Annotated in this window: 20 protein-coding genes and 1 pseudogene; 5 read left to right on the top strand and 16 right to left on the bottom strand. The window is 61.7% G+C overall.

Features of this window, described 5'->3' with window-relative positions; genetic code table 11:
• Positions 1-4: 4 nt before the first annotated feature.
• The 6 genes from tkt to Q0W88_RS02190 form a co-directional block, all read right to left on the bottom strand.
• Complete coding sequence (tkt, locus tag Q0W88_RS02215) at positions 5-2,011, bottom strand: transketolase (protein WP_297799544.1); 2,007 nt, start codon at positions 2,009-2,011, stop codon at positions 5-7.
• 116 nt (positions 2,012-2,127) lie between these two features.
• Positions 2,128-4,215, bottom strand: coding sequence for a type IV pilus secretin PilQ (locus tag Q0W88_RS02210; protein ID WP_297799542.1), 2,088 nt, complete (start codon positions 4,213-4,215; stop codon positions 2,128-2,130).
• Positions 4,212-4,751, bottom strand: coding sequence for a pilus assembly protein PilP (locus tag Q0W88_RS02205; RefSeq protein ID WP_297799540.1), 540 nt, complete (start codon positions 4,749-4,751; stop codon positions 4,212-4,214). The genes Q0W88_RS02210 and Q0W88_RS02205 overlap by 4 nt, the downstream gene beginning before the upstream one ends.
• Positions 4,748-5,374 (bottom strand): type 4a pilus biogenesis protein PilO, encoded by a 627-nt coding sequence (gene pilO, locus Q0W88_RS02200; RefSeq protein WP_297799538.1) that lies wholly within the window; start codon positions 5,372-5,374, stop codon positions 4,748-4,750. Before pilO ends, Q0W88_RS02205 begins: the two co-directional genes overlap by 4 nt.
• Positions 5,371-5,967: a PilN domain-containing protein gene (locus tag Q0W88_RS02195; RefSeq protein WP_297799536.1), complete on the bottom strand. Its 597-nt coding sequence runs from the start codon at positions 5,965-5,967 to the stop codon at positions 5,371-5,373. The genes pilO and Q0W88_RS02195 overlap by 4 nt, the downstream gene beginning before the upstream one ends.
• Positions 5,967-7,022 carry a pilus assembly protein PilM gene (locus Q0W88_RS02190; RefSeq protein WP_297799535.1) on the bottom strand — a complete coding sequence of 352 codons (1,056 nt, stop codon included), beginning with the start codon at positions 7,020-7,022 and terminating at the stop codon, positions 5,967-5,969. Before Q0W88_RS02190 ends, Q0W88_RS02195 begins: the two co-directional genes overlap by 1 nt.
• A 207-nt stretch (positions 7,023-7,229) precedes the next feature.
• On the opposite strand from Q0W88_RS02190, the gene Q0W88_RS02185 reads away from it, so the two are divergent.
• The gene (locus Q0W88_RS02185) at positions 7,230-9,620 is read left to right on the top strand and encodes a penicillin-binding protein 1A (RefSeq protein ID WP_297799533.1); all 2,391 of its coding nucleotides are present in this window, start codon (positions 7,230-7,232) and stop codon (positions 9,618-9,620) included.
• Between the two features lie 62 nt (positions 9,621-9,682).
• Here the strand turns inward: Q0W88_RS02185 and Q0W88_RS02180 are convergent, their stop codons facing one another.
• The 9 genes and pseudogenes from Q0W88_RS02180 to Q0W88_RS02140 all read right to left on the bottom strand — a co-directional run bounded on the left by Q0W88_RS02180 (position 9,683) and on the right by Q0W88_RS02140 (position 19,018).
• Positions 9,683-10,969: a citrate synthase gene (locus Q0W88_RS02180; protein ID WP_297799532.1), complete on the bottom strand. Its 1,287-nt coding sequence runs from the start codon at positions 10,967-10,969 to the stop codon at positions 9,683-9,685.
• Positions 10,970-11,098: 129 nt separating this feature from the next.
• Positions 11,099-11,341 (bottom strand): type B 50S ribosomal protein L31, encoded by a 243-nt coding sequence (locus Q0W88_RS02175; RefSeq protein ID WP_297799530.1) that lies wholly within the window; start codon positions 11,339-11,341, stop codon positions 11,099-11,101.
• 82 nt (positions 11,342-11,423) lie between these two features.
• The gene (locus tag Q0W88_RS02170; RefSeq protein WP_297799528.1) at positions 11,424-12,362 is read right to left on the bottom strand and encodes a nucleoside hydrolase; all 939 of its coding nucleotides are present in this window, start codon (positions 12,360-12,362) and stop codon (positions 11,424-11,426) included.
• A gap of 9 nt (positions 12,363-12,371) precedes the next feature.
• On the bottom strand, positions 12,372-14,462 hold the full coding sequence (gene recG, locus Q0W88_RS02165; protein WP_297799525.1) for an ATP-dependent DNA helicase RecG: 2,091 nt from the start codon (positions 14,460-14,462) through the stop codon (positions 12,372-12,374).
• A gap of 9 nt (positions 14,463-14,471) precedes the next feature.
• A complete protein-coding gene (locus Q0W88_RS02160; RefSeq protein ID WP_297799523.1) occupies positions 14,472-14,855 on the bottom strand; it encodes a RidA family protein in 384 nt (127 codons plus the stop codon).
• Between the two features lie 15 nt (positions 14,856-14,870).
• Positions 14,871-17,006 carry a bifunctional (p)ppGpp synthetase/guanosine-3',5'-bis(diphosphate) 3'-pyrophosphohydrolase gene (locus Q0W88_RS02155; protein ID WP_297799589.1) on the bottom strand — a complete coding sequence of 712 codons (2,136 nt, stop codon included), beginning with the start codon at positions 17,004-17,006 and terminating at the stop codon, positions 14,871-14,873.
• Positions 17,007-17,150: 144 nt separating this feature from the next.
• Positions 17,151-17,453 carry a DNA-directed RNA polymerase subunit omega gene (rpoZ, locus tag Q0W88_RS02150; RefSeq protein ID WP_297799520.1) on the bottom strand — a complete coding sequence of 101 codons (303 nt, stop codon included), beginning with the start codon at positions 17,451-17,453 and terminating at the stop codon, positions 17,151-17,153.
• A 97-nt stretch (positions 17,454-17,550) separates the two neighbouring features.
• On the bottom strand, positions 17,551-18,165 hold the full coding sequence (gene gmk / locus Q0W88_RS02145; protein WP_297799587.1) for a guanylate kinase: 615 nt from the start codon (positions 18,163-18,165) through the stop codon (positions 17,551-17,553).
• A pseudogene (locus tag Q0W88_RS02140) lies at positions 18,165-19,018 on the bottom strand (YicC/YloC family endoribonuclease). Before Q0W88_RS02140 ends, gmk begins: the two are co-directional and overlap by 1 nt.
• Before the next feature lie 73 nt (positions 19,019-19,091).
• Between Q0W88_RS02140 and rph the strand changes: the two are divergent.
• Genes rph through hemW form a run of 4 tightly spaced genes read left to right on the top strand, consistent with a single transcriptional unit; the run spans position 19,092 to position 21,937 of the window.
• Positions 19,092-19,811 carry a ribonuclease PH gene (gene rph / locus Q0W88_RS02135; protein ID WP_297799518.1) on the top strand — a complete coding sequence of 240 codons (720 nt, stop codon included), beginning with the start codon at positions 19,092-19,094 and terminating at the stop codon, positions 19,809-19,811.
• Positions 19,808-20,197 carry a VOC family protein gene (locus Q0W88_RS02130; protein ID WP_297799516.1) on the top strand — a complete coding sequence of 130 codons (390 nt, stop codon included), beginning with the start codon at positions 19,808-19,810 and terminating at the stop codon, positions 20,195-20,197. Before rph ends, Q0W88_RS02130 begins: the two co-directional genes overlap by 4 nt.
• Complete coding sequence (gene rdgB, locus Q0W88_RS02125) at positions 20,194-20,787, top strand: RdgB/HAM1 family non-canonical purine NTP pyrophosphatase (RefSeq protein ID WP_297799513.1); 594 nt, start codon at positions 20,194-20,196, stop codon at positions 20,785-20,787. Before Q0W88_RS02130 ends, rdgB begins: the two co-directional genes overlap by 4 nt.
• Positions 20,780-21,937, top strand: coding sequence for a radical SAM family heme chaperone HemW (gene hemW, locus Q0W88_RS02120; protein WP_297799511.1), 1,158 nt, complete (start codon positions 20,780-20,782; stop codon positions 21,935-21,937). The genes rdgB and hemW overlap by 8 nt, the downstream gene beginning before the upstream one ends.
• 41 nt (positions 21,938-21,978) lie before the next feature.
• Here hemW and Q0W88_RS02115 read toward each other — a convergent pair.
• Positions 21,979-22,406 (bottom strand): hypothetical protein (locus Q0W88_RS02115; RefSeq protein ID WP_297799509.1); only part of this gene is annotated, 428 nt, incomplete at its 5' end.

Here is a 22,406-nt window from a genome sequence, read left to right as displayed (position 1 = left end):
ACGATTAAAATGACGCGGTTTTTTCCGCCGCGGCGACCACCGCATCGACCGTGATACCGAAGTGGGCATACAACTGATCGGCCGGCGCCGAGGCACCGAAGGAATCCATGCCGATCACCGCGCCGTCCAGACCCACGTACTTGTACCAGAAGTCGCGGGTACCGGCTTCCACGGCCACACGCCGACGGCAGGCAGCCGGAAGCACCGATTCGCGGTAAGCCGCATCCTGGCGCTCGAACACGGTCGTGCTCGGCATCGACACCACACGCACGGCCACGCCCTGATCCGCCAGGCGCTTCGCGGCCTGCACGGCCAGCTCCACTTCCGAGCCGGTGCCGATCAGGATCAATTCGCAGGCGCCGGGCTTGCTTTCGAACAGCACGTATCCGCCGCGGGCGATATCGGCGACCTGCCGGGCACTGCGCGGCTGATGCGCCAGATTCTGCCGGCTGAACACCAGGCAGCTCGGGCCGCCGCGGCGTTTGATGGCTTCCGCCCAGGCCGTTGCCGACTCCACTGCATCGCACGGACGCCAGACATCGTTATTGGGTATATAACGCAGCGAAGCCATATGCTCGATCGGCTGATGGGTCGGACCGTCTTCGCCAAGGCCGATGGAATCGTGGGTGAACACGTGGATGACATTGGCCGGAATCAGCGCCGACATGCGCAGCGCATTGCGCGAGTAGTCGGAGAACACCAGGAAGGTGGCGTCATAGGGCAGGAAACCGCCGTGCAGGGCCAGACCGTTGGCGATGGCGCTCATGCCGAATTCGCGCACGCCGTAGTACACGTAGTTGGCATCGGCATCGGTGGCCGCCACCGACTTCGAACCTTTCCACAGGGTCAGGTTCGAATGCGCCAGATCGGCGGAGCCGCCGATCAGTTCCGGCAGCAGCGGTGCGAAGGTTTCAATCGCCATCTGCGAGGCCTTGCGTGAGGCCACCACGGGGCCTTCGGCCTGCAGTTTCGTGATGTAGGCGGCGGCCTGTTCAGTGAAGCCTTCCGGCAGCGCGCCGGACAGCCGGCGTTGCAGCTCGGCCGCCGGCTCCGGATGCGCGGCGGCATAGGCCGAGAACAGGGCATTCCATGCGGCTTCGCGCTTGGCGCCGGCATCCCGTGCACGCCAACCGTCGTAAACGGCGGCAGGAATCTCGAACGGTGCATGCGGCCAATTCAGGGCGGCGCGGGTCAGTGCGATTTCGTCCTTGCCCAGCGGCGCCCCGTGCGCGCTTTCCTTGCCCTGCTTGTTCGGTGAACCGAAACCGATGGCGGTCCTGCAACAGATCAGGGTCGGCTTGCCGGTTTCGGCCTGCGCGGTACGGATGGCCTGGTCGATTTCGACCGGATCATGGCCGTTGACATGACGGATGACCTGCCAGCCGTAAGCCTCGAAACGGGCCGCGGTGTCGTCGGTGAACCAGCCATCGGTGTTGCCGTCGATCGAGATGCGGTTGTCATCCCAGAAGCAGATCAGTTTGCCCAGACCCCAGGTGCCGGCCAGCGAAGCGGCCTCGTGCGAGACGCCTTCCATCAGACAGCCGTCGCCGAGGAACACCCAGGTGGCGTGATCGATGATCTCGAAGCCGGGACGGTTGAAACGCTGCGCCAGCACTTTCTCGGCCAAGGCGAAACCGACGGCATTGGCCAGACCCTGGCCGAGCGGACCGGTGGTGGTTTCCACGCCGGGCGTTTCGGCGGCCTCCGGGTGGCCGGCAGTGCGTGAATGCAGCTGACGGAAGCGTTTCAGCTCATCGATCGGCAGATCATAGCCGGACAGATGCAGCAGCGCGTAATGCAACATCGAGCCGTGGCCGTTGGACAGCACGAAGCGGTCGCGGTTGGGCCACTGCGGATTCACCGGATTATGGCGGTAGTAGCCGTTCCAGAGCACCTCGGCGATATCGGCCATGCCCATCGGCATGCCCGGATGACCGGACTTGGCCGCTTCCACGGCGTCGATGGCGAGAAAACGGACGGCGTTGGCCAGTTCGGTACGGGATGCGCTCATGGGGCGGCTCGGGTGCGGGGATGCGCTATTTTACCCGAAAGCCGATTTTTCCGGTTCCTCAAAACGGAAAATGGCCGCTTGCGCGGCCATTTCCGATGCTTGCGGCCGTAGCCCGATCAGTTGACGCGCGGTGCCGGCTTCAGAATGCGCGGAGTCACGAAAATGAGCAGCTCGGCCTTTTCCATGTCCTTGCTGGACTTCTTGAACAGCGAACCGAGGAACGGGATATCGCCGAGGAACGGAACCTTGCTGACGTCATCGCGGTTCTTGAACTCGTAGACACCGCCGATGACCACGGTCTGACCGTCGTCGACCAGAACCGCCGTGCTGACTTCACGCTTCTGGATCTGCGGAACGTCACCGGTCGGAGTCGACAGGAAATCCTTGATTTCATCCTTCTTGACGCCGAGATCGAGGAACACGCGGCCGTCCTGGGTGATGGTCGGGGTCACTTTCAGTTCCAACAGCACTTCCTTGAACTCGACCGTGGCCTGCGGCACGGTCGTGGTGCCGGAAGCCTGCGTGGTCACGTAACCGACTTCATCGCCTTGGCGGATGACCGCGGCTTTCTGGTTGGAAGTGATCACGCGCGGGTTGGAAATGACTTCACCCTTGCCCTTGGTTTCCAGAGCCTGCAGCTCGACATCCAGAGACGTGTTGGCGCCGAGGATGCTGAAGTTGAGGATGCCGGCAGGATTGCTCAGCGGCAGATTTACATTGAAGCCGGAGTCACGGGTGACGCCCGGATTGGTGGCATCAACGCCATAGCGGTCATTGACACCGAATTTGGCACCGAGTTCGCGGGCGAAGGAATCCTGCGCGACCACGATGCGGGCCTCGATCATGACCTGATCGACGGCACGGTCGAGGGTCTGCAGCAGTTGCTTGATTTCGGCGACTTTCTTGGGAATATCGATCAGCAGCAGGGTATTGGTGCGCGGATCGAAGCTGACGCTACCGCGCGATGACAGGAACCCGCGTTGCTGGCCGCCGGCACCGGCACCGCCGCCGCCCGTACCCGATTTGCTGTTTTCGGTCAGCAGCTTGGCAATGGCTTCGGCGTTGCCGTAGTTGATCTGGATATATTCGGTGATGGTTTCTTCACGGGTCTCGATGGCGATGCGCGCATCTTCCTTGGCCTGCTCATAGGAGGCCAGCTCCTGTTGCGGACCGATCCAGATGACATTGCCGTCCTTGCGCTTATCAAGTCCTTTGGCGCGAAGCACGATTTCCAGCGCCTGATCCCAGGGCACATTGACCAGACGCAGGGTCACGTTGCCGCCGACCGAATCGGCCGCGACGATGTTGAGGTTGGATTCGTCGGCGATCAGCTGCAGCACGGTGCGCACCGGAACGTCCTGGAAATTGAAGGTGACCGGACGGCCGGCGTAACCCGTGGTTTTCTTGCCGCTGGATACGGCTCCGGTTCGGGCCATGTCGGTTTTGGCTACGGCAGCCGCAGCCTTCGGCGTCACTTCAACGACGTATTCATTGCCGGTCTGGTAAGCCATCATGTCGGCTTTGCCCTTGGTGTTCAGCACCAGACGGGTTTTGCCGCCCATGTCACGGGCATCGATGTTCATCACCGGCGTGGCGTAACCGGCCACATCCATCTGACGGCGCAGATCGGCCGGCAATTTGGCATTGGCGATGTCGACCACCAGCTCGGTGCCCTGTTCTTTCATCACCGGCGCGGCATTGGCGCCGTCGAAACGGACGATCATGCGGCCGGATCCGTTGTCGCCGCGTTTGAAGTCAATGGCGGAAACCGCAACGGCATTGCCGGCGGCGGACTTCGGATCGAGGGTCAGCACCAGGGTATTGCCCAGAGCCTGTGTCCGGTAGGGGGTGTTTTTGGCCAAATCGACCACGACCCGCGTACGGCCGCCGGATTCGACGGTGTTGACCGATTTCGCGGCACCGGTACTCAGCAGGAGCTTGCGCTGCGCGAAGGCATTGCTGGTTTCCGGAAGGTCGATGGCGATCCGCGGCGGATTATCGGTACTGAAGGCCTGGATGTCACCGACCGGCTCGGCGAACTGCAGGGTGATGGCGGTCCTGCCATCGGCCTGCGTTGCGGCTTTGACGTCCTTGAGGACATTGTCGGCCCAGGCGGTCTGCGCGAACAGAAGGCAGAGTGCGGCGCTGAGCACGCCGGACTTGAAGCCCGCGGCCCGCGATTTGCTGTTGAAAATATTTGTCATTTCTTTTCCCCACTATTTGATTCGTTCAACGCAATAACCGCCTGCCTTTCGAGCCAACCGCCATTGCCGTCAGGCACCAGTTCAACCAATTCAATGCGGTTGGCCGAGACCGCGACAACACGGCCATCGCTCTGGCCGAGATAAACGCCGGGGCGGACCCGGTATGTCACTTTATCCGGTGCCAGCACCAATGCCGAAAGCCCGGGGCCGGTTCCGATGCTGCCCACCATGCTGAGCGTGTCCAGCGTGTAGGCTTCCAGCGGTTGGCGGCGACGGTTCAAATCGGGACTCGGACCGCCGGTATTGGACATGCGGTTGAGCGGCGGTTTGCCGAACGGATCGCGCAGACCTTCCGGCGAATACACCACGACCGGCGGATCCTGCACCAGCGGTAACGGATCCAGCGGCGGCGCCGGCTTGTTCTTGACCACATTGATCCACTCGCGCAGATCGGAATCGCTTTTGGTGCAGGCACTGGTCAGCAGCACGGCTGCGGCCAGAAACAGCCAGCGGGAAGCATGCATCGGCTTGATCACGGCGCACCCCCTTCAACCTGCGCGGCGGCCTGTTCATCCGGATCGAGGTAACGGTAGGTCTTGATGGTCCCTGCCATTTCCAGCAGCTCGTTGTTGGCACCGCGCGGCTTCAGCGAGATGTCATGCATGGTCATGATCACCACGCGCGGCAACGAGGCCACGCCGCTCATGAACGCGCCGAACTGGTGGTAATTGCCGACCATGCGGATTGAAATCGGCTTCTCGGCATAGAATTCGCGGGGTGTTTCCGGTCCGGGCTGGAACAGCTCGTTGGTGATTCCGCTCTGCAGGGCCTGCTGGGACACGTCGACGATCAGATCGGGCATTTCATTCTTGCTCGGCAGCTGACGCAGCATCTGCTGGAGAATGAGTTCCATCTGCACCAGCTGCTGCTTGAGCGGCTCGAGATTGGCGGCACGCGCCTGCTTGTTCTCGAAATCGGCACGCAGTGCGGTTTCATCGGACTCCAGACGCAGCATTTCGTCGCGCTTGTCCTTGATCATGAAAAACCAGGCGCACAGCAGAATCAGGAAAACCAGGAATACGCAGACGCCGTATTTCAGTTCCTTCGGCCAGGATCCCGATGATTTGAAATCGATATCACTGAGATTGATGTTCTTCATTTCGCACCCCCCTGTACCGGTGCGGCCGGCGCGTCCTGCCCGGCTTCGGCAGCGGGCGCTTTCACTTTGGCGTTGAGAATGAATTCATACGGCAAGGCACGGTCGCCGCCACGGGCCTCGATCACGGTCAGATCCGGGTCGGAAACCACCGGCGATGCCATGATGTTGCGCATGTAGCTACTGACGCGGGCATTGGACTGGGCGCGGCCCTGGATGACCAAGTCGGGACCGCTCTGGCGGATGGTCGAGATCTGCGCGCCGTCGGCGATGGTCTTGGCCAGTTCGGTGAACAGGCTGACCATTTCATAACGTTTGCCCTGCAGTTCCTCGATGACCTTCTTGCGGGCCAGCAGGCTTTCCTTGCGTTTGTCGAGCTCTTCGATTTCCTTGATCTTGACCTCGACCGCGGCGATTTCCTGGCGCAGCAGCTCGTTGCGCTGGTTCTGTCCGGTGACCTGTCCGGAATAGTACAGGTAGACCAAGGCGCTCAGCACCAGCCCGGCCACGGCGGCCAGTCCGAGCATGCCGTTGAATTGGCGCTGCTGCGATTTGCGGCGCTCTTCGCGCCAGGGCAATAGGTTGATTTTGGCCATTAGTCGAAACTCCTCAAAGCCAGTCCGCACGCAATCAGCAGTGCCGGCGCATCGGCGGCCAGGGCATGCGCCTGGACCCGCGGACTGACCGTCATGCTGGCGATCGGATTCGCCGTCATCGTGCTGACGCCGAGGTGCTGTTCAACGACCTGATCGAGACCGGCGATGGACGCAGTGCCGCCGGCCAGTACGATCTGGTCGACGCGGGAGTAATCGCTGCCGGAATAGAAGAACTGCAGCAGGCGTGAAATCTGCTGGGCGACCCCTTCCTTGAACGGCTCGAGCACTTCGGATTCGTAACTTTCCGGCAGTCCGCCGAGTTTCTTGGCGGCGCCGGATTCGCTGAAGCTCAGCCCGTAGCGGCGCATGATTTCCTCGGACAGCTGCTTGCCGCCGAACACCTGTTCGCGGGAATAGATGCTGCGGCCTTCCTTGATCACGTTCAGCGTGGTCAGGTTGGCGCCGATATCGACCACGGCGGTCAGGCCGCCGGCCGGAATGTCGAGCTGGTTGAAAATGAGTTTGAAGGCGTTTTCCAGGGCGAACACTTCGACATCGACGACCTTGGCTTCAAGACCGGCGATTTCAAGTTCGGCCTGGCGCGCTTCCACGTTTTCGGTTCGCGCGGCGGCAATCATCACCTGCACGGACTCGGTGTTGGGAATCGGGCCGAGCACTTCGAAGTCCAGACTGACTTCTTCCATCTGGTAGGGAATGTGGTTGGAGGCCTCGTCGAAAACCTGCTCTTCCATGGCCTGGTCATCGACGCCGCCGGTCACGGTAATGACCTTGGTGATGACCGAGGAACCGGAAATGGCGACGGCGGCATGTTTGGATTTGCTGCCGGACTTGGCGACCGCACGCTTGATGGCGGCACCGATGACTTCGGTCTGCACCGCCGATTTATCGCCGGTCGGATTGGCCGGAAGCGGTTCGACGGCATAGTGCTCGACACGATAGCGGCCGGCACTTTTGCTCAGCTGCAGCACCTTGACGGCCGCCGAGCTGATGTCAATCCCGATCAACGGCGCTGATTGTTCACCGAATAATTGCACTGTTTCCCCCAGTTAGGCACTTGAACGCCATTATTATGCCGTTACGGTACATTCTTATGTGGTTACATTAAATAACGATTTTCGGGGATTTAGCAAGTTTTTTACCAAAATCAATCGAAGCGCCGGTCAAACCGGAGCGCCCCTGCCGGGCCTGTTCCGGAAAGGCTACAATGAAGCCCCGATTCGGTAATTTATCTGGCAAATGGCATGTTTAAAATCATCAAGTGGCTGATTGTATTGACTGTTTTAGGTATTTCAGGGCTTGCACTGGGCCTGACCATCGCCTATTTCAGCATCATGCCAAATTTGCCCGACGTCACAGAATTGAAGCGGGTGGACTGGCAGATGCCCCTGACGGTTTACAGCAGCGATGGCAAATTCATTGCCGAATTCGGCGAAAACCGGCGCTATCCGACCCGCATCGAAGACATTCCTGCGCAAACCAAGAACGCCGTGATCGCGATCGAGGACGCCCATTTCTACAAACACATCGGTCTGGACTGGCGCGGCATCGCACGTGCGGTCTGGCTGACCGCGACCACCAGCGACGAACGCGTCCCCGGCGGCAGCACCATCACCCAGCAGGTCGCACGCAATTTCTTCCTCAGCAATGAATACAGCTACTTCCGGAAGTTCAAGGAAATGCTGCTGGCGCTGAAGATGGAGCGCGAGCTGAGCAAGGACGAAATCCTCGGCCTGTATCTCAACAAGATCTTCTTCGGAAACCGCGCCTACGGCATCGCAGCAGCGGCCGACTTCTATTACGGTAAAAAACTGGAAGACCTGAGCCTGGCCGAATCGGCGACGCTTGCCGGCATTCCCAAGTTCCCGTCCAGCGGCAATCCGATCAGCAATCCGGAACGGTCGATGATCCGGCGCAATTACATCCTGCAGCGCATGGCCGAGGAAGGCTTCATCAGCGAGGCCGAAATGCGCGCGGCGCAGGCCGAACCCAACACCGCCAAGCCGCATGAGCAGGTCACCGAACTGCATGCGCCGTATCTGGCCGAAATGGTGCGTATCGAAATGGTGCGCCGCTACGGGGACAAAGCCACCGACAGCGGCTTCAAAGTCACCACCACGGTCAGCAGCAAAGACCAGCTGGCGGCGCAGAGCGCCGTGCGCAGCGGACTGATGCAGTATGACCGTCGGCACGGCTGGCGCGGCGCCGAGGCGAACATCGCCTTGGCCGGAAAATCTGAAACCGAACTGCTTAAAGCTCTTCGCCAACGCCCGCGCATCAGCGGTCTGCCGGCGGCGCTGATGCTGTCGGTCAATGGCAACTCGGCAAAAGCCCTGCTGGACGACGGCCGCACGCTTGCACTCGGCCCCTCGGCCGCCGACGGCACCGGCAAGAGCTTGTCGGGCGCGGTCAAGGCCGGCGACGTGGTCCGGCTGCAGGAGACCAACAAAACCATGCGGCTGGCGCAGATTCCGCGCGCGCAGGCGGCGCTGGTATCGCTCGATCCGGAAGACGGCGCCCTGCGCGCGGTGGTCGGCGGCTTCGCCTATTCGGCCTCCAACTTCAACCGCGCCACCACCGCCAAACGGCAGCCGGGCTCCAGCTTCAAACCCTTCGTGTACACCGCCTCGTTCGAGCGCGGCTACTCGCCTTCAAGCATCGTGTTGGATGCCCCGGTGGTGTTCAAGGACCGCAAAGGCAATGTCTGGCGGCCGAAGAACGACCGCGGCGGCTTCATGGGTCCGATCCGCCTGCGCGAGGCCCTGGTGCAGTCGCGCAATCTGGTGTCGGTCCGCCTGCTGGACGGCATCGGCGTCAATTACGCACGTGATTACATCACCCGCTTCGGATTCAGCAAGGAAAGTCTGCCGGCCAACCTGTCGATGGCCCTGGGTACCGCCTCCCTGACGCCGATGTCGGTCGCCCGCGGTTATACCGTGTTCGCCAACGGCGGCTATCTGGTCGATCCCTATTTCATCCGCAGCATCACCGACACCAATGGCACCGTGGTGGCCTACACGCATCCGAAACGCGCCTGCGCCCTGTGCCCGGAACGTCTGGCCGGCGATGTCAGCAAAGCGGTGGTGGTTGATGGTTTCGACCTGAGCGCGGACGGCCTCGGCAGGAACGACAGCGCGCAGACCGCCGGCATGTTCGATCCGGCTTTCGTCGGCCCGCCGGTCACGGCGCTGGCACCGCAGACCATCGACCCGCGCAACGCCTTCCTGATCAGCGACATGATGCTGGATGTGGTGCGGCGCGGCACTGCGGTGGAGGCCAAAGTGCTCAACCGGCCCGATATCGGCGGCAAGACCGGTTCCACCAACGACCACCGCGATGCCTGGTTCTCCGGTTTCGGCGGCAATCTGGTGACCACGGTCTGGGTCGGCCGCGATGATTACAAACCGCTGGGCTACGGCGAATACGGCGGCCGCGCCGCATTGCCGATCTGGATCGACTACATGCGCGTCGCGCTCGATGGCGTACCGCCGAAGAACATGGATCCGCCGGCCGGCATCATCAAATCGGCGAACGGCGACTATTTCAAGGAAGAACAGTACGATCTGGAAATGATGCAGGTGCCCTCGGACGAATCCTTCCAGGAACAGACCGAGCAGGCCTACGACATCTTCTGAACCCGCTCAGCATGCCCCATGAAAAACGCCCCTTTCGGGGCGTTTTTCGTTCTGACCGGCAATCAACGCTTGGCCAGCGGCGTGTAATCGCGGTTGACCGCACCGGTATAGATCTGGCGCGGACGGCCGATCTTGTTTTCCGGATCGTTCTGCTGCTCGAGCCAATGCGAGACCCAGCCGGCGGTACGCGCGATGGCGAACATCACGGTGAACATTTCGGTCGGGATGTTGAGCGCCTTGTAGATGATGCCCGAATAGAAATCGACGTTCGGGTAAAGCTTGCGCTGGATGAAGTAGTCGTCTTTCAATGCCGCTTCTTCCAGACGCATCGCCACTTCCAGCAGCGGATCATTGACGCCGAGCTCGTTCAGCACCTCGTGGCACATTTCACGGATGATCTTGGCGCGCGGATCGAAGTTCTTGTAGACGCGGTGACCGAAGCCCATCAGACGGAAGCCGGACTCCTTGTCCTTGGCCCGGGCGATGGCGCTGCCGACGTCTTCCGGACGGCCGATTTCATTGAGCATGGTCAGCACGGCTTCATTGGCGCCGCCGTGCGCGGGGCCCCACAGCGCGGCAACGCCGGCGGCCACGCAGGCATAGGGATTGGCGCCGGTCGAACCGACCAGACGCACCGTCGAGGTCGAGGCGTTCTGTTCGTGGTCGGCGTGCAGGATGAACAGCAGGTCGAGCGCCTTGGCCGCGATCGGTTTCAGGGCCAGCGGCTCGCTCGGCACTTCGAACATCATGTGCAGGAAGCGGTCGACGTATTCGAGGTTGTTCTTCGGATAGCGGATCGGCCAGCCGATGGAGTAGCGGTAGCAGGCGGCGGCGATGGTCGGCACCTTGGCCAGCAGGCGGATGGCGGCCAGGCGGCGCTCTTCCGGATCGTCCAGGTTCAAATCGCTGTGGTAGAAAGCCGCCAGCGAACCGAGCATGCCGGTCAGCATCGCCATCGGGTGGGCGTCGTGACGGAAGCCGTAAAGGAAGGTGCGGAAGGCCTCGTGCATCATGGTGTGATGCGTGACTTCGTGCTCGAATTTGGCCAGCTGGCCGGCATCCGGCAGCTCGCCGTTCATCAGCAGGTAGCTGACTTCGGTGAAGTTGGAATGTTTGGCCAGCTGCTCAATCGGATAACCGCGGTACTGCAGCACGCCGGCATCGCCGTCGATGTAGGTGATCGCGCTGCGGCAGCTGGCGGTCGACATGAAGCCCGGATCGTAGGTGAAGCTGCCGGTTTCCTTGTACAGCTTGCCGATATCGACGCAGTCCGGACCGGTGCTGCCGGACAGGACCGGAAGTTCGACGGTCTTGTCGCCGGCCTGCAGGGTAAAGGATTTATTGGACACGGCTCGCTCCTGTGACATTGGCCCGACGGGCGCACATTGCTTTGGGTGCATTATTATCGCACAGCTGTGATTACCGCGTCATCGGCCGGATGGGCCAAAAAAAACCACCCGAAGGTGGTTTTTCCGGAATTATTTGGCGTAACGTTTGCGGAATTTATCGACGCGGCCGCTGGTGTCGACCAGCTTCTGCTTGCCGGTGTAGAACGGGTGCGAGGCCGACGAAATTTCAACTTTCAGCAGCGGGTATTCCTGGCCGTCTTCCCACTTGATGGTTTCCTTGCTCGACAGGGTCGAACGGGTCAGGAAGGCGAAATTGGAGGTCACGTCCTGGAACACGACGTCTTTGTATTGCGGATGGATATCGGCTTTCATGGGGAACCCACTGGATGTGCGTGAAAAGACGGAAATTATAGCCTAAACCGAACCTAGCCGGCAAGTTCTGTTTGATTTTTGTTCAGATGTGCCCGCCCAAGGCCTCCTGAATCAAGGCTTCGAAGCGGGCCTGATTCACCGTCAGGATGATTTCAGCCTGTGCCGGTTGCCCGGAGCGCTCCAGCCAATCCACCACAGTGGCGCCGCGGGACTGACTGCCGGCCGTCTCCACATGCAGATAATGTCTTTCTTTTTCAATGACATGCTCTGGGTAGAGGGCAGCCATCATGGCCAAGGCATCGGCGCTATGCCAGTATTCGCCCCGCTTACCTTCGGCCCACTGCCGGGTTTTTCGGGAAATCCGGTCGTAAAAACCGGCCCGAGGATCCTCAGCGGCCAACCAGGCCTCGAAACGCTTGTGCAGGAACCCATGCCGGAGCACCGCCTCCCAATCGACCACTTCGATCCGGGGAAAACTTCCGAAAACAATGGCGGCCGCCTCGGGGTCGAAGGCGATATTGAATTCCGCCGCGATGCTGGTATTGCCCTTTCCGGTGACCGCTCCGCCCATCACCAGCAGACGCCCGATCCGTTCGGGCAATGTCGGATCCAGACGGACCGCCAGCGCCAGATTGGTCAGCGGCCCGAGCGTCACCAGCAGCAGCTGGCCGGCATGCGCATGGGATTCACGCAAAATGGCGAGCGCGGCATGCTCGCTTTCGGGCCGGCGCTGTGCCGGTTCGTAGCCGATATCGCCGAAGCCGTCACGGCCATGCACATAGGAAGCATCTTCGGCGGCGAATACCAACGGCCGGTCGCAGCCCGGATACACCGGCACGGTCACGCCGGCGACTTCACACAATTTCAGGGCATTGGCGGTGGTGTAATCCAGTCCGACGTTGCCGGCCGTGATGCACAGACCCAGCAGTTCATGCTGCCGACTGTTGAACGCCATCAGCAGGGCAAGCGCGTCATCTACACCGGGGTCGGTATCGATCAGCAGCGGAATACGGTCGGTCATGACGCCTCCTCAGGCATGGGCGAAGCGGGCTGCGCCGCCGATCCAGCGCGCGACCAGCAGATCGGATTGCTCAGGATACCCGTGCATCAGACGCTCCGCCAGACGCAGCATCTCCGGCAACAGGCCGGCATCGCGGGACAGGTCGGCGATGCGGTAACCGGTATCGCCGGTCTGGCGCGTGCCCAGCAGCTCGCCGGGGCCGCGCAATTCCAGATCCTTCTCGGCGATGAGGAAGCCGTTGTCGGTCTGCCGCATGACCTCGATGCGTTCGCGTGCCATGGCCGATAGCGGCGACTGGTACATCAGCAGGCAGTGCGAGGCGGTACTGCCGCGACCGACCCGTCCGCGCAGCTGATGCAGCTGGGCAAGACCGAGACGTTCGGCGTTCTCGATCACCATCACGCTGGCATTGGGCACATCCACGCCGACTTCGATGACGGTGGTGGCCACCAGCACCTGGATGCGTCCGTCCTTGAACTCGCGCATGATCCGGCTTTTCTCGGCCGCGGCGATCCGGCTGTGCAGCAGTGCGACTTCAATTCCCGGCAGACTGCCGGCAATCAGATCGTAGGCGGTTTGCGCCGATTGCGCCTGGATGTCTTCGGATTCATCGATCAGGGTACAGACCCAGTAGATCTGGTTGCCCTGCCCGCAGTAGTCGCGGATACGCGCGATCACTTCATCGCGACGGCTGTTGGCCAAGGCCACGGTCTGCACCGGAGTACGGCCCGGCGGCAATTCATCAATCACCGAAACATCCAGATCGGCATACGCCGACATCGCCAGGGTCCGCGGTATCGGCGTGGCGGTGAGGATCAGCTGATGTGGGGAATAGGCCTCGGACTCGCCCTTATCGCGAAGACTCAGGCGCTGGTCGACGCCGAACCGATGCTGTTCGTCGACCATGACCAGATCGAGCTGGCGGTACTGCACGGGGTCCTGCATCAGCGCATGGGTGCCGATCACCATGCCGGCGCCGTCTGCGATGCGCTTGAGGTTCTGACGGCGCTGGGCCGCCGTCTGTTTGCCGGCCAGGAAAACGGTATCGATGCCGAGCGGCGCGAACCAATCGGTGAAGGTCCGTGCATGCTGTTCGGCCAACAATTCGGTCGGCGCCATCAGTGCCGCCTGCCCGCCGGCCCGGATGGCGGCTAAAGCCGCCAGCGCCGCGACCACGGTCTTGCCGCTGCCGACATCGCCCTGCACCAAACGCAGCATCGGCTGGCCGCTGCGCAGGTCGCCGTGGATTTCGTCGATGACCCGTTGCTGGGCTGCCGTCAGCCGGTAGGGCAAGCCGCGCAGAAAGGGTTCAATCACCGAGGCCGGCGGATCGATCCGGCGCGCCGCCTTGGCTTTCACCGCAAGCCGCTGCTTGCGCAGGCTGAGATGGTGCGCCAGCAATTCTTCCAGCGCGAGGCGCTGCAATGCCGGATGCCGGCCCGAACGCAGCTCGGCAAGGGTCGTGCCGGGTTCGGGTTCATGGATGGCTGCAAGCGCGGCACCGAAGCCGGGCCAGCCGGATTCCGCCAACAGGTCTGCGGGAATCAGCTCGAGATCGGCTTCCGGCGGCAGATGCCGCAGCGATTGCCGCACCAGCTTGCCGAGTGTGGCGGCGCCGATGCCGTCGATATTGCTGTACACCGGATCGAGTCGGTCCCGGCATACGCCGGCTTGGTCTTCGGTGATGAATCGGTAGCTCGGGTGCACCATCTCGAAACTGTTTGCGCCCAGACGCACCTGCCCGTAGCAGCGCAGCAGACGGCCGACCATGAACTGACTGGCCTGACTGGAGGAGTAATGGAAGAAACGCAGGCTCAGCTGGCGCAGGGAATCGTCCTGTACGGTCACCTTGAGCATCGGCCGGAAACGGAAGCCGCGTTCGACGGCGGCTACGCGCACTTCCACCTGCGCGGTCTGCCCGAGCTGCAGCGCATCCAAGGCAACAATCTGCGTGCGGTCCTCGAACGCAATCGGCAACTGCAGCCACAGATCCTGCAGGGTATCGATGCCGCGCTCATGCAGTTTTCCGGCAATGGCCGGACCGACACCGTGCAGCACCGAAATCGGCTGCCGGGCCTGTTCGCCGAATTCAGGCTTCACCGCCGGGATTCAGCCCAGCACCATCACGGCATCGATCTCCACCTGGGCGCCGCGCGGCAGGGCCGACACCTGCACGGTCGAACGGGCCGGATACGGCACTTGCATGTATTCGGCCATGACCGCATTGACCGCGGCGAAGTCGTCCAGATCGGTCAGGAAGATGCCGAGCCGGACGATATCGGCGAGCGAGCCGCCGGCCGCCTGGCAGACCGCATTGAGATTGCGGAACACCTGATGGGTCTGCGCTTCGATGCCGCCTTCCAGCAGTACGCCCAGATCCGGCAACAGCGGAATCTGGCCGGACAGATAGACGGTCTGGCCGACGCGTACGGCTTGGGAATACGGGCCGATCGCGGCCGGGGCTTTATCGGTTTGGATGATGTGACGGGACATGGACATTCCTGAGGGTTAGAGACGTTCGACCGAATACACCACGTTCAGACGCCGGGTGCGCCGGATGATTTCGGCCAGGTGCTTGCGGTCTTTCACTTCAATGCAGAACACCATGACCGAAATACGGGCATCGCGTTCCTTGTAGTTGACCGAATCGATGTTGGAATTGCATTCGGCCACGGCGGCCGCGATCTTGGCCAGTGCACCGGGCTTGTTCTCGGTCTCGAAGCGCAGTTCGACCCGGAAGTCGCCCTCGACCCGGCGGTCCCAGGCGATCGGCACCCAGCGCTCCGGACGTTTCCGGTAGTCGAGGATGTTCGGACAGTCCAGACGGTGCACGACCACGCCTTTGCCGGCGGTGAGATAGCCCATGATGTCGTCGCCGGGAATCGGATAACAGCAGGTCGAGAAAGTGAGTACCCCGCGCTCGCTGCCGTTGATCTGGATCTCTTCCTGGCGCGCGATCGGCGCATCCGGCCCGAGCAGCGAGGATTGGTTCGGCTGCAGGGCCCGCGCGACCTGGTCCGGCATGCGGTTACCAAGTGCGATGTCGGCCAGCAGCACTTCCAGGCGCGGATAGCGGTTTTCGGTGAGGAACTGCTGCAGCTGGGCCGCCGAGACGTTGTCGAGCGAGGTTTCCAGCAGCTCCAGCGCACGGTCGAGCATGCGGTGGCCGAGATTGACCGCATCCTCATGCTCGATGCGTTTGAGGAAATGCCGGATCGAGGTGCGCGCTTTCGAGGTCACCACGAACTCAAGCCAGTTCGGGCTGGGATTGGCCGACGGCGCGGTGATGATTTCCACCGTCTGCCCGCTCAGCAGTTTGGTGCGGATCGGCACCAGCCGGCGGTCGACGCGTGCGGCCACGGTATGGTTGCCGACATCGGTATGCACGGCGTAAGCGAAATCGAGCGGCGTGGCGTTCTTCGGCAACGCCAGGATTTCGCCTTTCGGGGTAAAGATGTAGACCTCGTCGGGGAACAGGTCGATCTTGACGTTTTCCAGAAATTCGAGCGAAGGCAGCGCGAAGTCGTCGCTGTTGATCAGCCCGTTGACCCAGCTCTGCGCGCGCGCCTGCGCGTTGCTGCTGGCGGCGCCGCGGTTCTTGTAGATCCAGTGGGCGGCGATGCCGCGCTCGGCCACGATGTCCATTTCCTCGGTGCGGATCTGCACCTCGACCGGCGAGCCGAGCGGACTGAACAGCAGGGTGTGCAGGCTCTGGTAGCCGTTGGCTTTCGGGATGGCGATGAAGTCGCGGAAGCGGCCGTCCAGCGGTTTCATCAGGGTATGCACGGCACCGAGCGCGTGGTAGCACTGCATGACTTTCTTGACCACGATGCGGAAGCCGAACACGTCCATCACTTCGTTGAACTTCTTGTGCTCGTCGCGCATCTTCGAATACACGCTCCACGGGCCCTTGACCCGCGAAACCAGCCGGAACGGAATGTTTTCCACGGCGATGCGCTGGGCCAGACGCGCCTCGATGGTGGCCATCGCCTCGCGGCGCAGCACCGGCTGGTTGGCCAGCTGTTTGGCGATGACCTGATAACGCAGCGGATACAGGGCCTTGAAGCCCAGATTCTGCAGCTCGGCCTTGAGCACATTGATGCCCAGCCGCTGCGCGATCGGTGCGTAAATCTCCAGGGTTTCCCGCGCAATGCGCCGGCGCGATTCCGCGCTTTTGGAGTCCAGCGTACGCATGTTGTGCAGCCGGTCGGCGAGCTTGATCAGGATGACGCGGATGTCGCGCGACATCGCCAGCATCATCTTGCGGAAGCTTTCGGCATCCGCCTCCTGGCGGTTGTTGAACTGGATCTTGTCGAGTTTGGTGACGCCCTCGACCATCTCCGCCACGCTTTCACCGAAGGTGTCGGCAATGAACGAGCGCGGCAGCGCGGTGTCTTCCAGGGCATCATGCAGGATGGCGGCGCACAGGGCCTCGCCGTCCATGCGCTGGTCGGCCAGAATCTCGGCCACGGCCAGCGGATGGGTGATGTAAGCCTCGCCGGAATTGCGGACCTGGCCCTGATGGGCCAGCGCACCGAGCTGGTAGGCCCGGAAAATCTTATCCAGGGCTTCCTGGGGCAGATAGGTGCCGGCTTTCTGCAGCAGCTGCGCCGCCACTTCCGGACAGGGGTCCGGGCACGGCATATCCAGATCGAGCGGCGGCGTCAGCGGGGAATTCATGCTTCAATCCTACGCAAGAATGCCTTACTGAACAAGCATTTCCTGAATATCCCGCACAAAAATGCCGGCACATGGCCGGCATTCCGTCACCGCTTGGGGAACGGCGGTTTATTCGTCGCCGGCCTTGGCCAGATCGTCGTCCACCACTTCCGCGGCAGCCCATTCCAAGGCTTCGCGTTCACGGCGTTCGCGTTGCGAGCGGTCCACGGCATTGATGACGTCGTTGTCGATGGAACGGTCGGCGATTTCACGCAGGGCCAGAACGGTCGGTTTTTCCTGTTCGATGTGCGCGTTTTCGATGGTGCTCGGCTCGCCTTTGGCCAGCTGGCGGGCACGCTTGGAGGCCATCAGCACCAGTTCGAAACGGTTATCGACCACTTCCAGGCAATCTTCAACGGTAATGCGTGCCATACAGTCTCCGGATGCCGGCTGAAACCTTCCGGCAATCAATAAGTTAAATGAACTGGTTATTATAGCCGAAACGCGGGGCAAAGCCAAATAGCCCGATTCACCCGCTCAGCAGGTGTTCAATGAGGGCGGCATGCCGCTGGCGCTGCTGCCCGGTGGCCAGGCGCTGGGCGGTGAAAATCGCCGTAACTTCCTGAACGGCTTGATCGAAATCTTCATTGACCACGACATAATCGAACTCGTGGTAGTGGCTCATTTCCTCCCGCGCCGCCGCCAGACGCTGGGCGATGACTGCCTCGGTGTCCTGGCCACGGGTGCGCATGCGGGTTTCCAGCGCCTGTTTCGAGGGCGGCAGGATGAAGATGCTGCGCGCGCCGGGAATCTGTTCGCGGACCTGGCGGGCGCCCTGCCAGTCGATCTCGAGCAGCACATCCAGACCCTTTTCCAGCTGCGGAAGCACCGATTGCCGGGCCGTGCCTTTGTAGTCGCCGTGAACGAGCGCGTACTCGAAGAACTCGCCGCCGGCGATCATGCGCTCGAATTCGTCCTTGCCGATGAAGTGGTAATGCTGGGCGTGGCGCTCACCGGGGCGCGGTCCGCGCGAGGTGTAGGAAATCGACAGCGCGACATCGGGCACACGCTTGAGCACCGCATTGACGATGCTCGATTTTCCGGCACCGGACGGTGCCGCCACGATGTAGAGCGTGCCTTGCATCATTCGAGATTCTGGACCTGTTCGCGGATCTGTTCAATCAGCACTTTCAGCTCGACCGCCGCCTGGCTGGTCTTCGGATCGACCGACTTGGAGCCGAGCGTATTGGCTTCCCGGTTGAATTCCTGCAACAGGAAATCGAGCCGGCGGCCGACCGCTTCGGGCAGGGCCAGAATGCGGCGGGCCTCGGCGATGTGGCTGTCGAGCCGGTCAAGTTCCTCGTCGACATCCATCTTCTGCAGATTGAGCACCAGCTCCTGCTCGAGACGGCCGGGGTCGAGCGGGATCGGCAGGTCGGCCAGTTTGGCCTGCAGGCGCGCCTTCAATGCGCTGCGGATTTCCGGCAGCCATCCGCGCAACTGGGCGAGAATGCCGGCGATGGCATCCAGACGATCGGTCATGGTCTGCGCCAGCTTGCCGCCTTCACGGCCGCGGGCGGCAAGGAATTCCTCGAGCGTCGCTTCCAGCCGGTCCTTGGCCAAGGCGAACAATTCATCGCCGTCGGTGTCCTCACCCCGGGCAGACGCAGGATGTCGGCGAACGAGTTGCCCATGCCGGGAAAGGCCGCATGCAGGCGGTGGCTGAGCGCGGCATATTGCGCCAGCACGGCCTCATCGAGCTGGATCTGCGCGGCGCCGGCGGCGGCAGGCTTGAATCGGAAGCTCAGATCGACCTTGCCGCGCGATACTTTCTGGGCGACCCGCTCGCGCAGCACCGATTCCAGCGGACGCAGTTCTTCCGGCAGACGCAGGCCGAGCTCCAGATAACGGTGGTTGACCGAACGGATTTCGCAGCTGAGCACGCCCAGCGGGCCGGAACTTTCGGTATTCGCGTAAGCGGTCATGCTGCGGATCATGGGCGCCGTTTCAGCTGGGGAATGAAGGAGAATGGTAATCTATTTGCCCCTTCGATGCGAATTGCAGAACCCCATGACACGACCCAGCGCACGCGCCGCCGACCAACTCCGCCCCGTCAGCATCCAGCGGAACTACACCAAACATGCGGAAGGCTCGGTGCTGATCTGCTTCGGGGATACCAAGGTGCTGTGCACCGCCAGCGTCGAGAACCGCGTACCCGGCTTCCTGCGCGGCAAAGGCGAAGGCTGGATCACCGCCGAGTACGGCATGCTGCCGCGCTCGACCAACGACCGCATGAACCGCGAAGCCAGCAGCGGCAAGCAGGGCGGCCGCACTCTGGAAATCCAGCGTTTGATCGGCCGCGCCCTGCGCAGCTGCGTGGACCGCAAGAAACTCGGCGAACGCACCATCACCCTCGACTGCGATGTCATCCAGGCCGACGGCGGTACCCGCACCGCCGCCATCACCGGCGCCTATGTGGCGCTGTGCGATGCCATCGCGCACTGCCAGCGCAAAGGCCTGATCACCGACAGCCCGGTCACCGGCAAGGTCGCCGCGGTCTCGGTCGGCGTCTATCAGGGCCAACCGGTACTGGATCTGGATTATGCCGAGGATTCGCAGTGCGATACCGACATGAACGTGGTGATGGACGGCAAGGGCGGATTCATCGAGCTGCAGGGCACCGCCGAAGGCGAGGCGTTTTCGCGCGAACATCTGAATGCCCTGCTCGGCCTGGCCGGCAAAGGCATCGACGAGCTGCTGGCACTGCAGCAGAACGCGCTGGACGCATGAGTCCGCACATCGGCGCCTTCACCCTGGTCGTCGATGACTACGACCGCGCCATTGCCTACTACACCGGCATGCTGGGTTTCGAATTGCGCGAGGATTCCCCGCGCGAGAACGGCAAGCGCTGGGTGCTGGTCGCGCCACCGGGCGCACAGACTGCCATCCTGCTGGCCCAGGCCGCCAGCGACAGCCAGAAGGCCTGCATCGGAAAGCAGACCGGCGGGCGTGTCGGTTATTTCCTGCACACCGACGATTTCGTGCGCGACCATGCCCTGTTTCTGGCGCGGGGCGTGCATTTCTGCGAAGCGCCGCGGCATGAATCCTACGGCAGCGTAGCGGTGTTCGAGGATCTTTACGGCAACCGCTGGGATCTCTTGGAAATGCGTGCATGAAACTGGTCATCGCCACATCCAATAAAGGCAAACTGGCCGAGATGCTGCCGATTCTCGAAGCGGCCGGCATGGAAGGCATTCCGCAGGGCCGCTTCGAGTTTCCGGACGCCGAGGAAACCGGCCATACCTTTGTCGAGAACGCCCTGCTCAAAGCACGCAACGCCTGCCGGCAGACCGGTCTGCCGGCACTGGCCGACGATTCCGGGCTGATCATCGACGCGCTCGGCGGCGCGCCGGGATTGATTTCGGCACATTACGCCGGCGTTCACGGCGATGCCGACGGCAATATCGCCAAGGTGCTGGCGGAAATGGCGGCGCTTCCCCATCCGGTACGCACGGCCCGCTTTTACTGCTGCATCGTGCTGCTCGCGCATGCCGAGGATCCGCAACCGGTCATCGCCGAAGGCGTCTGGCACGGTGAAATCCTCGACGCGCCTCTGGGTGAAAACGGTTTCGGTTACGACCCGATCTTCTGGGATCCGCAGCTGCAGCAATCCGCCGCGCAGGTGCCGGCCGAACTCAAAAACCGCATCAGCCACCGCGGCCGCGCCCTGGCCGCGCTGCAGGCGAAACTGGCCAACCATGCCTGAGCTGATGCCGCCGCCACTGGCGCTGTACATCCATATCCCGTGGTGCGTGAAGAAATGCCCGTACTGCGATTTCAACTCGCACGGGCAAAAAAGTGAACTGCCGGTAGCCGATTACATCGCAGCGCTGACCCGCGATCTGGAGCAGGATCTGCCTCTGGTCTGGGGCCGCAGCATCAGCAGCGTGTTCTTCGGCGGCGGTACGCCCAGCCTGTTTTCCGGCGCGGCCATCGGCGAGATTCTGAGCATGGCCAATTCGCGGCTGCGCTTCGCGCCGAACTGCGAAATCACCCTGGAATGCAATCCCGGCACCGCCGAGCACGACCGCTTCGCCAGCTATCTCGCGGCCGGCGTGAACCGCCTGAGTTTCGGCGTACAGAGTTTCGATGACGGCTGCCTTGAGCGTTTGGGCCGCATCCACGATGCCGAGCGGGCACGTGTGGCGGTGATCAGCGCGCAGGATGCCGGCTTTGCCAACATCAACCTCGACCTGATGTATGCCCTGCCCCAGCAGACTTTGGCCATGGCCCTCAATGATGTTGAGCAGGCCCTCGCGCTGAATCCTCAGCATCTGTCGCACTACCAGCTGACGCTGGAACCGAATACGCTGTTCGCGGCCAAACCGCCGGCCGGCATTCCGGAAATGGATGACGCCTGGGACATGCAGGAAGCCTGCATTGCGCGCATGGCTGAAGCGGGCTTCAGCCAATACGAAGTTTCCGCCTACGCCCGTGAAGGCCGGCGTTGTCAGCACAACCTGAATTACTGGACCTATGGCGATTACCTCGGCATCGGCGCCGGCGCGCACGGCAAGATCAGCAGCGGGCACGACGGGCGCATCCTGCGGCGCTGGAAACCGAAACATCCGGAAACCTATATCGCCAGCGCAGGCACGCAGGCCGGCATCGGCGGCGATGAATTCGTGCTTCCGGAAAACCGGCCGTTCGATTACATGCTCAATGCGCTGCGCTTAGTGGACGGCTTTTCGTTGGCCGATTTCGAAGTGCGTACCGGTTTGAACCGCGAATCAATCAAACCGCAATTGGATGAAGCCGTGCAACGCGGCTGGTTGGAAATTTCCGGCGATTGGGCAAAGCCTACGGAGCTGGGCATGCGTTTTGCCAATGATGTGATGGGGTTGTTTTTGAAGTGATGGCAATGCAACGTAATATCTTTAAACCACATAACTTGTTCTTAGCCTGAAGCATTGTCTAACCGCCAATTCTCACCACAGGTAGCTCTATCATTTCTGATATCAATCCCTAGCGCTATTTGATAGCGGCGCAATGTCTTTTTGTCATGGATAATCTCTTCCAGAAAGACGAAATTATTGATTACGGCGCTGCAATTTTTGTACCCACCTTCTTCAAATTTGTACGCTGAAGAGCAGTAGAGCATTTTTTCATATTTCAATTCAGCGCCTCTGTCACAAATTTTCTTCGCTTCCGTCCATCGACCAGATGCCTGCAGATGCAGCACCATTTGATGCATCGCCTTTTCATCATTTCTGTTGGCAAGCGCCTGAATACGTAAAAGTTCTGTCCTATCTGAAATCCGTCCAACGACTTTTTTTGCATCCAAGGCAGAATCATCTGAGCTGTTTGAGCACGAGGTCATCGCCA

The organism is Arenimonas sp. GDDSR-1, assembly GCF_025980345.1.
Taxonomy (GTDB): Bacteria; Pseudomonadota; Gammaproteobacteria; order Xanthomonadales; family Xanthomonadaceae; genus Arenimonas.
The sequence above is the reverse complement of the archived record's forward strand: the minus strand, read 5'-3'. Positions and strand labels throughout refer to the sequence as shown.

Excerpts from the sequence above, each read along its gene's own strand:
- pilO (WP_297799538.1), bottom strand. The coding sequence starts at position 5,374 with ATGAAGAACATCAATCTCAGTGATATCGATTTCAAATCATCGGGATCC.
- tkt (WP_297799544.1), bottom strand. The coding sequence starts at position 2,011 with ATGAGCGCATCCCGTACCGAACTGGCCAACGCCGTCCGTTTTCTCGCC.
- Q0W88_RS02175 (WP_297799530.1), bottom strand. The coding sequence starts at position 11,341 with ATGAAAGCCGATATCCATCCGCAATACAAAGACGTCGTGTTCCAGGAC.
- Q0W88_RS02185 (WP_297799533.1), top strand. The coding sequence starts at position 7,230 with ATGTTTAAAATCATCAAGTGGCTGATTGTATTGACTGTTTTAGGTATT.
- rpoZ (WP_297799520.1), bottom strand. The coding sequence starts at position 17,453 with ATGGCACGCATTACCGTTGAAGATTGCCTGGAAGTGGTCGATAACCGT.
- Q0W88_RS02210 (WP_297799542.1), bottom strand. The coding sequence starts at position 4,215 with ATGACAAATATTTTCAACAGCAAATCGCGGGCCGCGGGCTTCAAGTCC.
- Q0W88_RS02130 (WP_297799516.1), top strand. The coding sequence starts at position 19,808 with ATGAGTCCGCACATCGGCGCCTTCACCCTGGTCGTCGATGACTACGAC.
- rph (WP_297799518.1), top strand. The coding sequence starts at position 19,092 with ATGACACGACCCAGCGCACGCGCCGCCGACCAACTCCGCCCCGTCAGC.
- gmk (WP_297799587.1), bottom strand. The coding sequence starts at position 18,165 with ATGCAAGGCACGCTCTACATCGTGGCGGCACCGTCCGGTGCCGGAAAA.
- hemW (WP_297799511.1), top strand. The coding sequence starts at position 20,780 with ATGCCTGAGCTGATGCCGCCGCCACTGGCGCTGTACATCCATATCCCG.
- Q0W88_RS02155 (WP_297799589.1), bottom strand. The coding sequence starts at position 17,006 with ATGCCGTGCCCGGACCCCTGTCCGGAAGTGGCGGCGCAGCTGCTGCAG.
- rdgB (WP_297799513.1), top strand. The coding sequence starts at position 20,194 with ATGAAACTGGTCATCGCCACATCCAATAAAGGCAAACTGGCCGAGATG.
- Q0W88_RS02160 (WP_297799523.1), bottom strand. The coding sequence starts at position 14,855 with ATGTCCCGTCACATCATCCAAACCGATAAAGCCCCGGCCGCGATCGGC.
- Q0W88_RS02170 (WP_297799528.1), bottom strand. The coding sequence starts at position 12,362 with ATGACCGACCGTATTCCGCTGCTGATCGATACCGACCCCGGTGTAGAT.
- Q0W88_RS02195 (WP_297799536.1), bottom strand. The coding sequence starts at position 5,967 with ATGGCCAAAATCAACCTATTGCCCTGGCGCGAAGAGCGCCGCAAATCG.